Origin of the sequence: Lysinibacillus irui, from assembly GCF_028877475.1 — a bacterium.
Lineage (GTDB): Bacteria > Bacillota > Bacilli > Bacillales_A > Planococcaceae > Lysinibacillus > Lysinibacillus irui.
Genome location: NZ_CP113527.1, coordinates 2512537 through 2526723 on the forward strand (window position 1 = coordinate 2512537; position 14187 = coordinate 2526723).

General features: G+C 40.0%; 16 protein-coding genes. 8 read left to right on the forward strand and 8 right to left on the reverse strand.

The window, feature by feature from the left end; translation table 11 throughout:
* Nucleotides 1-75 precede the first annotated feature (75 nt).
* Both modA and modB read left to right on the forward strand, forming a co-directional pair.
* Nucleotides 76-864 (forward strand): molybdate ABC transporter substrate-binding protein, encoded by a 789-nt coding sequence (gene modA, locus OU989_RS12760; RefSeq protein WP_274793418.1) that lies wholly within the window; start codon nt 76-78, stop codon nt 862-864.
* Nucleotides 865-866: 2 nt separating this feature from the next.
* A complete protein-coding gene (gene modB / locus OU989_RS12765; protein ID WP_274793419.1) occupies nt 867-1523 on the forward strand; it encodes a molybdate ABC transporter permease subunit in 657 nt (218 codons plus the stop codon).
* Nucleotides 1524-1560: 37 nt separating this feature from the next.
* Here the strand turns inward: modB and moaD are convergent, their stop codons facing one another.
* Genes moaD through OU989_RS12790 form a run of 5 tightly spaced genes read right to left on the reverse strand, consistent with a single transcriptional unit; the run spans nt 1561 to nt 5070 of the window.
* Complete coding sequence (gene moaD, locus OU989_RS12770; protein WP_274793420.1) at nt 1561-1794, reverse strand: molybdopterin converting factor subunit 1; 234 nt, start codon at nt 1792-1794, stop codon at nt 1561-1563.
* Nucleotides 1787-2266 carry a molybdenum cofactor biosynthesis protein MoaE gene (locus tag OU989_RS12775; RefSeq protein WP_274793421.1) on the reverse strand — a complete coding sequence of 160 codons (480 nt, stop codon included), beginning with the start codon at nt 2264-2266 and terminating at the stop codon, nt 1787-1789. Before OU989_RS12775 ends, moaD begins: the two co-directional genes overlap by 8 nt.
* Nucleotides 2263-2787 (reverse strand): molybdopterin-guanine dinucleotide biosynthesis protein B, encoded by a 525-nt coding sequence (gene mobB / locus OU989_RS12780; protein ID WP_274793422.1) that lies wholly within the window; start codon nt 2785-2787, stop codon nt 2263-2265. The genes OU989_RS12775 and mobB overlap by 4 nt, the downstream gene beginning before the upstream one ends.
* Complete coding sequence (locus OU989_RS12785; RefSeq protein WP_274793423.1) at nt 2751-4040, reverse strand: molybdopterin molybdotransferase MoeA; 1290 nt, start codon at nt 4038-4040, stop codon at nt 2751-2753. The genes mobB and OU989_RS12785 overlap by 37 nt, the downstream gene beginning before the upstream one ends.
* Nucleotides 4041-4053: 13 nt before the next feature.
* Nucleotides 4054-5070 carry a thiazole biosynthesis adenylyltransferase ThiF gene (locus OU989_RS12790; RefSeq protein ID WP_274793424.1) on the reverse strand — a complete coding sequence of 339 codons (1017 nt, stop codon included), beginning with the start codon at nt 5068-5070 and terminating at the stop codon, nt 4054-4056.
* Nucleotides 5071-5178: 108 nt separating this feature from the next.
* On the opposite strand from OU989_RS12790, the gene OU989_RS12795 reads away from it, so the two are divergent.
* The 3 genes from OU989_RS12795 to moaC are packed head-to-tail and all read left to right on the forward strand — an operon-like array spanning nt 5179 to nt 6735.
* Nucleotides 5179-5673: a MogA/MoaB family molybdenum cofactor biosynthesis protein gene (locus OU989_RS12795; RefSeq protein ID WP_274793425.1), complete on the forward strand. Its 495-nt coding sequence runs from the start codon at nt 5179-5181 to the stop codon at nt 5671-5673.
* Nucleotides 5670-6260, forward strand: a complete 591-nt coding sequence (mobA, locus tag OU989_RS12800) for a molybdenum cofactor guanylyltransferase (RefSeq protein WP_274793426.1) — start codon at nt 5670-5672, stop codon at nt 6258-6260. Before OU989_RS12795 ends, mobA begins: the two co-directional genes overlap by 4 nt.
* Nucleotides 6253-6735: a cyclic pyranopterin monophosphate synthase MoaC gene (gene moaC / locus OU989_RS12805; protein WP_274793427.1), complete on the forward strand. Its 483-nt coding sequence runs from the start codon at nt 6253-6255 to the stop codon at nt 6733-6735. The genes mobA and moaC overlap by 8 nt, the downstream gene beginning before the upstream one ends.
* Before the next feature lie 46 nt (nt 6736-6781).
* Here moaC and moaA read toward each other — a convergent pair whose 3' ends face one another.
* Genes moaA through OU989_RS12820 form a run of 3 tightly spaced genes read right to left on the reverse strand, consistent with a single transcriptional unit; the run spans nt 6782 to nt 8977 of the window.
* Entirely contained in the window at nt 6782-7798 is a 1017-nt protein-coding gene (gene moaA / locus OU989_RS12810) for a GTP 3',8-cyclase MoaA (protein ID WP_274793428.1), read from the reverse strand.
* The gene (fdhD, locus tag OU989_RS12815; RefSeq protein ID WP_274793429.1) at nt 7799-8617 is read right to left on the reverse strand and encodes a formate dehydrogenase accessory sulfurtransferase FdhD; all 819 of its coding nucleotides are present in this window, start codon (nt 8615-8617) and stop codon (nt 7799-7801) included.
* Between the two features lie 12 nt (nt 8618-8629).
* Complete coding sequence (locus tag OU989_RS12820; protein ID WP_274793430.1) at nt 8630-8977, reverse strand: Na-translocating system protein MpsC family protein; 348 nt, start codon at nt 8975-8977, stop codon at nt 8630-8632.
* Nucleotides 8978-9547: 570 nt separating this feature from the next.
* Between OU989_RS12820 and fdhF the strand changes: the two genes are divergently transcribed.
* From fdhF to OU989_RS12835, 3 genes are read left to right on the forward strand one after another with little or no spacing between them, the layout of a single operon-like run.
* Nucleotides 9548-12484 (forward strand): formate dehydrogenase subunit alpha, encoded by a 2937-nt coding sequence (fdhF, locus tag OU989_RS12825; RefSeq protein WP_274793431.1) that lies wholly within the window; start codon nt 9548-9550, stop codon nt 12482-12484.
* A gap of 4 nt (nt 12485-12488) precedes the next feature.
* Nucleotides 12489-12968: a helical membrane plugin domain-containing protein gene (locus OU989_RS12830; protein WP_274793432.1), complete on the forward strand. Its 480-nt coding sequence runs from the start codon at nt 12489-12491 to the stop codon at nt 12966-12968.
* A gap of 13 nt (nt 12969-12981) precedes the next feature.
* Nucleotides 12982-14028, forward strand: a complete 1047-nt coding sequence (locus tag OU989_RS12835; protein WP_274793433.1) for an Mrp/NBP35 family ATP-binding protein — start codon at nt 12982-12984, stop codon at nt 14026-14028.
* Nucleotides 14029-14187: the final 159 nt, after the last annotated feature.

The following is a 14187-nucleotide window of genomic DNA, read 5'->3' on the forward strand; positions in this document are numbered from 1 at the left end:
CTTTCCTTTTTACTTATGTCTTATTATAATTGGTTATGTCTTGTTATAACGAGTTATAAAAGGAGTACCATCATCATGAGAAAATACTTTTATAGTTTCTTTGCAACAGTGTTTATACTAGGAGGTCTATTAGCTGGCTGTAGTAGCCAAGAAAATGAGGTCTCAGCAAATAATCCTGTTGAATTAACAATTTCTGCGGCAGCTAGTTTACAGGATGCCTTAAAAGAACTTCAAACAATTTATGAAAAAGAACATGAATCCATCAAAATCCACTTTAACTTTGGTGGTTCAGGTGCATTGCAACAACAAATTTTACAGGGTGCTCCTGTAGATCTTTTCTTGTCAGCAGCAGAGGATAAATTCGATACCCTTGTAGAAGAAGGAATGATTGATCGACAGCAAGGAATCAATTTATTAGCAAACGAATTAGTATTAGTCGTTCCTAAACATAATGCGAAACAAATTCATTCCTTTGAAGATCTACAGCAAGCAGGGAAATTAGCGCTTGGTACACCCGAAACCGTACCTGCTGGGCAGTATGGTGTGGACACATTAAAAAATATGCAGCTTTGGGATCTACTTGAATCGAAAGTGGTCTACACAAAAGATGTGCGGCAAGTCCTTACTTATACCGAAACAGAAAATGTGGATGCTGGAATCGTTTATCGAACAGATGCCCTTGTCTCCGATAAAGTCGATATCGTTGCCACTGCGGATCAGGGTATGCACGCGCCGATTATTTATCCTGTAGGTGTCCTAAAAGCTAGTAAGCATACTAACGAGGCGGAAAATTTTTATCAATTTTTACAGACGGATGAGGCCATAAGTGTCTTTAAAAAATATGGATTTAAAGGAGTCCAATAAAGATGAGCGTTGATTTCTGGTCTCCGCTCAAGCTTTCGATAGAGATTGCCTTTGTCGCAGGAATAATGGCGATAGTAGCAGGTATTCTAATAGGCAAATGGATGGCTACACGTCATTTTAAAGGTAAAGTAGTGCTTGAAACCTTGTTATTGCTGCCACTTGTTTTACCCCCTACTGTAGTAGGTTTCCTGCTTATTGTTTTGTTCGGAAAAAATAGTATGCTAGGCAATTTAATTGTGTGGCTTTTTGATCAGCCAGTCATGTTCACTTGGTGGGCAGCCGTCATTGCTTCTACAATCGTCGCTTTTCCATTAATGTATCAGTCCGCTAAAACTGGCTTTGCCTCTGTTGAAAAAGATATCGAAAACGCGGCACGTATGGATGGCGCAAATGAATGGCAGGTCTTTCTATATGTGTCCATTCCCCTCGCATTAAAGTCACTAGTATCTGGTGGAATTTTAAGTTTTACAAGAGCTTTGGGTGAGTTTGGAGCAACTCTAATGTTTGCGGGAAATATTCCAGGGAAGACACAAACAACCCCACTTGCAATTTATATGGCGCTTGATTCAGGGAACATGACACTTGCCTGGACATGGGTTTTGTGTATGGTTGCCATTTCTTTTATTATGCTTCTTAGCATTCATCTCCTGAAAGTATAAAAGAGGTAGTTGGTTACAACCAACTACCTCTTTTCAGTCACCCCCCACTGATTGGTGGTATAAAAGCGATCGTGTCACCCGAGTTGATAATCGTTGTATCTGTCGCAAATTCCTCGTTAATGGCTGTCATCATTTGTTGTAATGATAGCTCCGGATACTGCTGTTCCATCCACTCTTTCAATTGAGCAACCGACACATCTGAGAGCTCTACCGTGAGCTTCGATTTCCCAACTACTTCCTGTAAGTGAGCAAATAATAAAATATTAATCACACTTTTCCTCCTCCTGAATGGCAGGTTTTCCTTGCGGATAAGGGACATTTTCTAATTGATCGCCAATCCATTCAGTCCCGTCCTCCCAATGTTCTTTTTTCCATATCGGCACAATTTGCTTTATGCGGTCAATCGCATATTCATTCGCCCTATAGGCCACTTTACGATGTGGTGATGAAACAGCAATGACTACAGCGATATCCGAAATAGCTAAATGACCTACACGATGGGTGATGGCCACTTTCACTTCTGACCATTGTTCTTGTATTTCCTTTGCAATCTGTTCAAACATTTTAATTGCCATAGCAGGATAGGCTTGATACTCTAAATGCAATGTTTTTTTACCATTCGTCATTTCACGCACGGTGCCAATGAAAAGTGTAATAGCCCCAGCATTTCGATTAAGTACTTTTTGTCTTACTTCCTCTACATCAATAGGTTTATCAATAATTTCAAATAATGCTGACGTCATGATGGTTTCCTCATTTCCTTCCATAAAAACTTCATATACTGTGCTTCTTCATGAATTGAAAAGGCTGGAATAGCTAGTGACGAATCAAGTGGATAGCTTGGCCAATAGAGCACACAAATAATATTAGAAACTTGTTGTAGTAAAGCTTCATCCTGTGCTGTTCGTAAGAGCACGATCTTCGGATAATGTTCTTTTTTATAGCCTTCAATTAGAATGACATCCAGTGGAAAGGATGCATACATTTCTAGTATTTCAGCCAGATGCCAATGATTTTGGTGAATACTCATCCGTAAAGTACCTGCTCCCGCAACTGCCGTGACATCTGCTCCCGCCTTCTCATGACGACCACTATCCTTCGAAGCATCTACGTGTGGTACTCCACCATGTCCATGATGCTTAATGGTCCCTACTCGTAGTCCTGCTGCTGTAGCTTGCTTGATCAGTTGCTCCATTAATGTCGTCTTTCCACTATTTTGATAGCCAACTATCTGTAGGATTTTTCGATTTTGTCCCAAGGCCACTCACTTCCTTGTTTATCTTCTAACAATAGGACTGCTACTGACATCCCTTTTTCATAGCCCCGTGAGCCACCCGGTAAAACGATAAAAGCATTGGCTGTCGCTAAAGATGACACCGCACTTGATTTATCAAACCCAGATGGGACAGCAACTAACTGACCTTTTTCATAGTAGGCACTCGCTCGTACGAAGCGTGTAAATGGATTAGGCTTTGTAAAATCTGCTCCTAAAATCGCTTGCTCTCGACGTAAATGTGGTTTTTGATTGCCACATGCAGTACGAATAATTGGGCGTACAAATAGCTCAAAGCCTACATAGCAAGCTGAAGGATTACCAGAAAGTCCAAATAGTAATTGTCCCCTGCGAGCCGCTACCGTTGTCACACTACCTGGGCGCATTGCTATTTTATTAAACAATACCTTTGCATCGATCGCTTCATAAATGGCTGGTAAGTAATCATAATCACCTACAGAAACGCCACCCGTTGTAATGAGAACATCGACTTCCTGTAAGGCTTTTTCCACATGCTCAATACATAAATTGAGATCATCGCTTAATTTGCCGAAATATTTTACTTCTGCGCCAGCACGTTCAATTTGAGCCATCATCATATACGCATTACTATTTCGAATTTTACCAGGCTGTAAAGGTTCACCTGGCTCTAGTAATTCGCTACCAGTAGCAATCACACCAATGACAGGTCTACGATAAACAGGCACTTGCTCATAACCAAAAGTAGCGAGTAAGGCCATGACTCCTGGGTTAATATATTGCCCTCGTTCAATGAGGATGGCACCTTGCTGCACATCTTCTCCCTTGTAGGATATATTGGTACCCGCCTCAAATGACCGTTTAATTGACATATACTTTTGGTCATTTTCCTCAAACGTATACGTTAATTCCAGCATCACAACTACATCACACCCTTGTGGTATAGGCGCACCTGTCATAATACGGACAGCTTGTCGTTCGCCAACAACCTCGTCATAGACATAGCCTGCACCAATTTCCCCAACGACCTGAAAACGGACTGGTTGCTGCGAGGAAGCTTCTCGGCTATCAATAGAACGAATAGCATATCCATCATAAGGGGAACGATCGAAGGCAGGTACATCATGGTCAGCTCGAATAGCTTCTGCTATAAAACGTCCATGAACGTGCGTTAATGGCACAAGCTCCTTTTTTGCTTGAAAGGCATAATCCATTACACGATGAACAGCTTCTGCCACAGGAATTGGTTGTCTTTTTTCTACCATTCGGTACACTCCTTTAACCTAATAAACGATAGTAAATGCTTTTAGCTTTTTGTATATCTTGTATTCCATGTATAACGACACGACCATCTTGAAAAATAACGATTCGATAATCCTCGGCTTGACATGATAGCAAGTAAGGATTTTTTTGAATTTCACCGTAGGGACGAAGCTGGTTGGCTAGCTGCTCCAACTGATAATAAATCGGCTTCGGAGGTCGTATTTGTACTGCATCTCGTCCACAAAGAATCTCTAATTTCGTTTGATTTTCATAGGATAAATAAGGATAGATTGGTTTGCTACCACAAGAGGGACAATCCTCCTGCCTTATTTTTTCCACATTGATTTCATAATGTTGATTTTGCCAAACATCAAATGTTAAATAGCTTTTTCGTAAGGCCTTTTCATCACCAACGAGTAGCTTTAAAACCTCTGCTACTTGATAGGCAGCAACGATCTGAACTGTTGGACTAATAATTCCTACCGTATCACACGTCATTCCTGTATGGGGCATAACCTTTAACAAGCAATGCAAACAAGGTGTTGTACCTGGTACAATCGTATAGGTCGCACCATAGCTACCAACACAAGAGCCATACACCCATGGAATTCGATGCTTTTGTGCAAGATCATTCATCACAAAGCGGACATCAAAATTATCTGTTGCATCAACCATGACATCGACACCTACTAATAATGGCAGAAGTGACTCTGTACAAGCATCCATTATGGCGACATGAATATCTACCTCTTTGTTGATACTTTGGAGCCTTGTTTTGGCAGCAATCACTTTCGGTAATTTTTCCTGTGCATCTTGTTCTGTATATAATTGCTGTCTTTGTAAATTACTCCATTCTACATAATCACGATCAATGAGCGTCAGCTTACCAACACCAGCACGGACAAGAGCTTCTGCACTAGCACTTCCCAATGCACCCGCACCTATAATGAGGACATGTTTTTGCTGGATGGACTGCTGCCCTGCTTGTCCGATAGAATTAAATAATTGTTGTCTAGAATATCTATTTTGCATAACAATGGGGCCTTTCTTTCTATGAATTTTCGTTTGACCTTTTGCTTTATAGCATTATAATAAAAGCAATGTTTTTCAGTAAAACACGAATGAAGGAGGTCTTTTACTGTGCATCCCACACATCACCAGCAACCCATTCAAGTTGCAATTTTAACCGTTAGTGACACACGCACAAAGGCAGATGATCATGCAGGTCAGCGTATTCAATCCTTGCTTCAAGAAGCTACATTTGAAGTAAGAGACTATCAACTAACAAAGGATGAACCACAGGATATCGCCATGCATGTGAAGAATTGGTGCAGTGATCCGACAATCAATACCGTTATTGTCACAGGTGGAACAGGATTTACACCAAGAGACCAAACCTATGACACCATTCTGCCGCTTTTTGAAAAGGAAATGATGGGATTTGGTGAGTTGTTTCGAACACTTAGTTTTGAAGAAATTGGTCCAAAAGCAATGTTTAGTCGGGCAACAGCTGGTAGCCGTCAGCAAACAGCTATCTATGTATTACCCGGTTCCACCAATGCAGTGACACTAGCTATGACAAAGCTTATTGTTCCAACAGTCCAACATTTTGTCGGTGAGTTGAATCGCTTATGAAAATAGCAGGTGTTGTGTTAGCTGGCGGGCTATCCTCTCGCTATGGTCAGCCTAAAATGTTTGAACTGTTTGCTGGGCAGCCTTTATATAAACATAGTCTCATAGCCTTACAAAAAAATCAGCTAGATCCTCTCATCATTGCTACGAACGCACACCTACAACAGATGTTTGAGCAGGAAGATGTCCAATGGGTTATCGAAGAGCAGCCACATCAAGGACCTCTTTTTGCCCTGCACCATTTAATGAAAGCCAATCCTGATGTAGAATGGTTCTTTGTTGTAGCGAGCGATATGCCTTATATGAATGCAGATTTTATTGAGAAAATGCTTAGTAAAATTAATGACGAATATGATGCTATTGTTCCTAGACAAGCCCAACGCGATCAACCATTAGCTGCATTATATCGGCGCACTGCTTTACCAAAGGCGCAACAGTTAACGGAGCAAAACAAACGCAGTATGAAAGTGCTGTTAGAGCAAGTTCGTGTTTGCTATGTCCCTTTTGAGGACAATTGCCTAACATTTATCAATATCAATGCCCAACAAGATTGGTCACAAACTAGTAAAAAGGAGTCTAACAATGAATAATTTCACACACTGGAACGAGGAAGGTCGTCCCAAAATGGTCGATATATCAGCAAAAGAAGTCACAACACGTATAGCCATTGCTCGCAGTACGATTACTTTATCTGATGCCGTCTATGAAGCCATTCAACAAGGTGGCATTAAAAAAGGTGATCCGACACAAGTTGCTCAAATTGCAGGGATTATGGGTGCAAAAAAAACGGCCGATATCATTCCTATGTGCCATCCCATCATGCTTCAAGGCACAGATTTCCAATTTGACTATGAAAAAGCAGAACATGGCTATGAGCTCCATATTCAAGCTACTGTTAAATGTAGCGGGAAAACAGGTGTTGAAATGGAAGCCCTTACTGCTGTGTCAATTGCTGCATTAACTTTTTATGATATGTGTAAAGCCGTTGATAAAACAATGGTCATTAAAGAAACCTACCTTGTTGAAAAAACAGGTGGAAAAAGTGGCACTTTTGTGCATAAATAAACAGAAAAATTCGGCATCATTTTGCCGATTTTTTCTGTTTTATGCTCTACCCTCCTATATGAGACATTTCGATTTTTGCATGTTTCCTCTTTGCCATTGTTTGTTCATTGCGTTCATCAGAATAGCGATCATTTCTTTTTGTCCAAACAGTTGTAATACAGTCCATAATGGCCGCATCATTTTGCCCTGAACGCAATAAATCTCTTAAATCTGTACCTTCTGTAGCAAATAAACAAGTGTATAATGTTCCTTCTGCAGAGAGACGCGCACGAGAACATGTGGAACAGAAGGAATCCGTCACAGATGAGATGACACCAATTTCCCCCTGTGCGTCTTGATACTGATAACGCGTTGCTACTTCCCCTTTGTAATTTGGAGCTACTGGCTGTATCGGAGAAAACGAATGAATTTGCTCAATGATGTCTTTTTTAGATACTACATCATCTAATCGCCAACCATTCGAATTACCTACGTCCATATATTCAATAAAGCGTAGAATATGCTGTTTTTCTTTAAAAAATTGAGCCATTGTGACAATATCTTGATCATTCTTGCCTTTTTGAACAACCATATTTATCTTTACTTGTAAACCCGCTTCTGCTGCCTTTTCAATTCCCTCTAACACCGTTAATACCTTTCCTCGATGGCCATTCATCTCGAAAAAACGTTCATCATTGAGTGAATCTAAACTAATTGAAACTCGGGATAATCCTGCCTTTGCCAGTGGCTGGGCATATTTTTTTAATAATGAACCATTTGTTGTTAAGGCAATATCTTCTACACCGTCTATGTGGTTAATTCGTGCGATTAATTCGGGTAAATCCCGTCTGAGCAGTGGCTCTCCACCTGTAATACGTATCTTTTTAACGCCTAACGACACAAAAATTTTTACTAAACGTTCAATCTCGTCAAAATTTAATATTTTATCAGACGGTAAAAATGCGTAATCTGGACCAAACACTTCTGCTGGCATACAATAGCGACAGCGAAAATTACAGCGATCTGTCACGGATATTCTTAAATCTCTTAACGGTCTGTGAAGTTGGTCTTGTAGATCCGTCATCTAATCTCCTTCTTTCAGTGCATTCTGAGTTGGTAATAGGATGCGTTGTGGATGTGTATAAATATTCAATGAATCCTGGCGAATAAAGCCCACTGTTGTAATACCTAGCTGTTCGGCCAATTGCAAGGCTAATTCTGTTGGTGCTGATTTAGATAAAACGATTTCACAGCCAATTTTGGATACTTTCAAAAGAATCTCCGACGATATTCGCCCACTAAAGACGATAACCTTATCTTGCATACGAATATGATGGCGAAGACAATAGCCGTAAATTTTATCTAAAGCATTATGTCGTCCAATATCCATACGGGTTAAAACGATGCCATGGACATCACAAAGTGCGGCATTATGCACACCACCTGTTTTCTTAAAAATATCAGCCCCATCCTGCATCGCATGCATTAAACGGAAGCAATCCTCTGTTGTTATTTGCACATGAACGTCTTCCATTTTTTTCGCTACTAATGCATCATTGGTAAACACAAAGCCCTGTCGACTCATACCACAGCAAGAGGTAATATAACGTTTGTTTTGCGTCTGCTGATAATAGGGATTGACATGCTTAGTTTTTATATGGACAAAGCCTTCCTTCTCTTGATGCCAAATTTCCTCAATATCCTCATAGCTACGAATAACTCGCTCCGAAGCTAAATAACCGATGACCATATCTTCCACATACTCTGGTGTACACACCATCGTAACAAATTCTTGCTGATTAATTTTTACTGTAACAGCGTATTCTGAGACAATCAAATCATCTATTTCTTTTACTTGCTGCCCTTCCACACGGACAATTTTTCGTGTTACCGCTCGATCCATCAGGCATTCCCCCTACTCACTGATGTTCTTTTCAAAAACAAAGACGGAAATCGCAAAATCCTCTTCGATTTTTATATCTGAAAATAAGTGAAGCAATTTACTGCCCATCAATTCTTCCATTCCCTCTGGCGGTGATTGCGTATATAAATCTTGAATCATACTTGTTCTTGCAGCATGTACCATTTTTAACCCTTCAGGTGTACTGGCAATGAATTTTTCTGTTGGGGTAATATTTCCATACAAAGTAGATACAGCCATATTTTCAACAAAAACGGTATGGATACGCTCTGGTCCTTTACCGAATAATTCCTTACGCAACTTTCGAATCATGTCATTAAATTCATGTACTTTTTTAGACATAGCAATGATTCTCCTATCGTATTTTAACATTTTTTAGTAAATTGAGATGAGGGTCACCCTTACAGTTTGTTAATGATATAGCAACATGAAAAAAAATAAAAGAGAAAATATTTCTTGATAACAATTCTCATTTAATAAATTTTATGATAAATATTGTTCATTTTGAAGGAAAGGGCTATAATCATTTATATCACAAATGGAATTGATGTATTTTGTTCCCTATGTCATATAAAGCATAGTGTTTTTAATATTTGAATTCTATTGTATAAAAATAAAAGTAGATTGAGTTTTTAGCAAGGCCTGCTAAGAATTTTATCCACCATGAATCATTAGCATGTCTTAGACGTGCGATTTCATGGTGGATTTTTTTATTTTTTCACAACAAAGACTTTGCTAAGTTGTTACGATCTAGCAATTTACCTATTTTGAGGTAGCTTTTAAGAACCATTGGGAATTACAATGATAACAAGACAAACTTTTCAGAAATAACCAACTCTAATTGTTATTCCCTTTTGTCTTAAGCGTAACATATTGTCTAGTAGTCTCAACGTGCAAAAGGAGGAAGTAACCTTGACTCAAATTAAAATTAATGGCGTATCGTATGATGTAAAAGAAGGAGCTACAATCCTTGATACCATTAATCAACATGACATCCCACATCCTCAAATATGTCATGTACCAGCTGTTGATCCAATTGAAACATGTGATACATGTATCGTAGAGGTCAATGGCCAATTAGTTCGATCCTGCTCCACAAAGGCAGTAGACGGCATGGATGTTTACTTAACTTCAGACAAAGCAAAAGCAGCACAAACAGAAGCAATGGACCGTCTACTCGAAAACCATTTATTGTACTGTACAGTTTGTGATAACAACAATGGGAATTGCGCGTTACACAACACAGCTGAATTAATGGAAATCGAACATCAGAAATATCCTTATAAGCCAAAAGTTGAACCTCATGAGGTAGACATGTCACATCCGTTTTACCGCTACGATCCCAACCAATGTATTGCTTGTGGTCAATGTGTGGAGGTTTGTCAAAATTTACAGGTAAACGAAACATTATCTCTTGATTGGGAGGCTGAAAGACCACGCGTTATTTGGGATACGGGTGTTGCAATCAATGATTCTTCCTGTGTAAGTTGCGGTCAATGTGTAACCGTTTGTCCATGTAATGCCTTAATGGAAAAATCGATGCTTGGAGAAGCTGGATTTATGACAGGTCTTAAACAGGATATGTTGGACCCCATGATTCATTTGATTAAGGAAGTTGAACCTGGCTATAGTGGTATTTTTGCCGTTTCTGAAGTTGAAGCAGCCATGCGCAGTAAACGTACTAAAAAAACAAAAACAGTCTGCACGTTCTGTGGTGTCGGTTGCTCATTTGAAGTTTGGACAAAAGGACGTAAAATTTTAAAAGTACAACCATCTGATGGTCCAGTTAATGCCATTTCTACTTGTGTCAAAGGTAAATTCGGCTGGGACTTCATTAATTCAGAGGAGCGTATTACAAAACCACTTATCCGTAAAAATGAAGAGTTTGTTGAATCGTCATGGGATGAAGCACTAGATTTAATTGCCTCTAAGCTCGGCGGTATTCAGCAACAATATGGCCCTGGTTCTGTTGGCTTTATTTCTTCGTCTAAAATTACGAACGAGGAAAATTACTTAATTCAAAAAATGGCGCGTCAATTATTCGAAACAAACGACGTGGATAACTGTTCTCGCTATTGTCAATCCCCTGCTACTGACGGTTTATTACGTACTGTTGGTATGGGTGGTGACGCTGGTACTATTCAAGATATTGCCAAAGCTGGTCTTGTCATTATTGTTGGCGCTAACCCTGCTGAAGGACATCCCGTTCTGGCGACACGTGTGAAACGTGCACATAAATTACATGGTCAGAAGTTAATAGTTGCGGATATTCGTAAACATGAAATGGCAGAACGATCAGATATCTTTATGCGTCCGAAACAAGGTACTGACCAAGTTTGGTTAATGGCTGTTACTAAATATATGATCGATCAAGGTTGGCACGATGAGGCCTTTATTCGAGAAAACGTCCTTCATTTTAGTGATTTTACACAAGTACTGGAAAAATACACACTCGATTACGCACAAGAAATGACAGGTATTTCTAAAGAAACATTGATTCAGGTTGCTGAAATGATTCGTGATGCAGATGGCACTTGTGTTCTTTGGGGTATGGGTGTAACACAAAATACAGGTGGCTCTTATACATCAGCCGCTATATCGAATCTATTATTAGCAACTGGTAACTATCGTCGACCAGGTGCAGGTGCCTACCCTCTTCGTGGTCATAACAATGTTCAAGGTGCATGCGATATGGGTACACTACCAAATTTATTGCCAGGCTATCAAAAAGTAACGGATGACGAGGCACGTGCAAAATTTGAAAAAGCCTATGGTGTCCCTATTCAATCACAACCAGGTCGAAATAATATGCAAATGCTAGATGCGATCATGGAAGGGAAAATGAAAGCGATGTATTTAGTAGGTGAGGATATGGCGCTTGTAGACTGTAATGCCAACCATGTCGATGAGGTGCTGTCACAACTAGACTTTTTTGTGGTTCAAGATTGTTTCCTTTCACGAACAGCACAATATGCGGATGTCATATTACCCGCTGCGCCTTCATTAGAAAAAGAAGGTACATTCACGAACACGGAACGTCGCGTGCAGCGTCTATATCAAGCTTTACCAACACTTGGTGAATCAAAAGCCGATTGGGAAATTCTTCAAGCAGTTGCTCGTCGTTTAGGTGCAGATTGGCAATATAACCACCCAAGTGACATTTTTGATGAAATGGCTAGCTTGTCTCCCCTATTCTCTCAAGCCAACTATGATGTTCTAGAAGGCTGGGGTAGCTTCTGTTGGGGTAGTCATGATGGAAAAGATACACCTTTATTATATGAAGATGGCTTTAACTTCCCAGATAAAAAAGCTCGCTTTGCTTTAAATGATTGGGTACAACCTGTTGAGTTTGAGGCACAGTATGATTGTCTTATTAACAATGGTCGTATGCTTGAGCACTTCCATGAGGGGAACCTAACAAATAAATCGAAAGGTATTCAATCGAAGGTACCTGAAATTTTCGTGGAAGTGTCACCAGAATTAGCGAAAGAACGAGGCATTGCAGATGGCGCCCTACTGCGATTAGTGTCTCCATATGGTGCATTAAAGCTAAATGCTCTTGTCACAGATCGGGTGCAAGGAAATGAATTATTTTTACCAATGAACTCGGTAAGCAAAGATTCAGCCATCAACTTCTTAACGGGCCCTGCAGCAGATGTGAATACATCCACACCAGCCTATAAGCAAACAAAGGTACGCGTAGAAGTGTTAAAAGCAAAAGGAAAATCACCACTTCCACGCACAAATCCACGCTATAAAAAACGTCATCCTCAAAACGGTGTGGAGGTACAACGGAAATGGAATCGTCCTGGCTACGTTCACTTAACAACTACTAACGAAAGAGAGTGAGAGCATGGCTGTACCGATTACAAACATAAGAAAACAACAATTAACAGAAGAACAACTGAAGGAACAGAAATTAGACAATTTAAAACAACTACTTTCTGATCATGAAGAAGCAGTCAATCAAGTATTCACCATTATGGCTGAATTAAAAGATATAGGTGCATTAGAGGCAGCTACTAAGCTATTAGAAGCAAAAGAGGAAGTGGCTCATATTGCCCTTGGGCAATTAACACGCAAGCCAGTCACAAATATCATTAACAATTTAATGGGTGTCGCAGGCGCATTGACAGACCTCAATCCTGAAACAACAACAAAGCTAATTGAAGGCCTAAACGCTGGTGTCGATGAAGCGAACAAAGCACTGGAGTCCGATGAAAAAGTAAGTGCCTTTAAGCTCGTAAAAATGTTAAATGATCCAGATGTCAATCGCGCACTTAATTTCGGGGTCCATTTCTTAAAAGGACTTGGTAAAGGCTTAAAAGAGTAAGGTGGTTACGTTAATGTTCGTAAAAGAAGATGTGATAAACGCATTAAAACAGGTAGAAGACCCTGAACTGCACCAGAGTATTGTAGATTTAAATATGGTACGTAATATTCAAATAAACGACACCCAAATAGCCCTGGATATTATGTTAACCATTCCAGGATGTCCGTTAAAAGCAACTATCCAGCAAGATGTCGAGAAGGCACTACAAGCAATTGGTGCCTCCGATGTTACCATTACCTTTGGGGTTATGTCGGACCAAGAGCGTGGTGAATTAACATCCACGTTAAAATCGAAAAATGTAACAGATCAAGGAATGCCGAATATGTTACTGCCTAATTCTGGCGTTCAATTCATTGCTATAACAAGTGGTAAAGGCGGTGTAGGAAAGTCTACTGTGACTATTAATTTAGCCGTCGCACTTGCCCGTCTTGGGAAACGTGTAGGTATTTTAGATGCCGATATATATGGCTTTAGTATTCCTGCCATGATGAATATTGAGCAAAAGCCTACTATGCTTGACCAAACGGCTATTCCAGTAGAGAGCCATGGCGTTAAAATAATGTCGATGGGCTTTTTTACAAAGGATAACCAGCCTGTTATGTGGCGTGGACCTATGCTGAACAAGTGGATTCGCAATTTTCTTGTCAACACGCTATGGGGAGATTTAGATTATCTACTGATAGATTTACCACCTGGTACAGGGGATGTGGCGATTGATATGGCAGCGATGATTCCGCAGGCACAGGAATTAATTGTGACAACACCCCATCTAGCCGCTTCTCATGTCGCTTTACGTGCCGGCTTAATGGCCCAACATACGAAACATACCATTTTCGGTGTTGTCGAAAACATGGCTTATTTTGAAGGGCCCGATGGTCACAAAAATTATCTATTTGGACAGGGTGGCGCTGAGCAACTAGCAGATTTATTGCAGACCAATGTAATAGCTCATATTCCTTTCGCTCAACCTGAAGAAAATACAGGTTCCTCGGTATATGCCGAGGAATCCATAATCGGTGAAGTGTTTACTCACCTAGCAGAAGATTTACTCTATCAGTAATATAATGAGACAAATAAAACACCTTTCGTTGAATAATGGGTTAACCAAACAATCAACGTGAAGGTGTTTTTTCTATGCGAACAAGAGTAAGCTGCCAATTTCTCAGCTACATCATTAGCTATTAAGAGTATCTTACATAGAGATCAAGGCTGTCGCTAG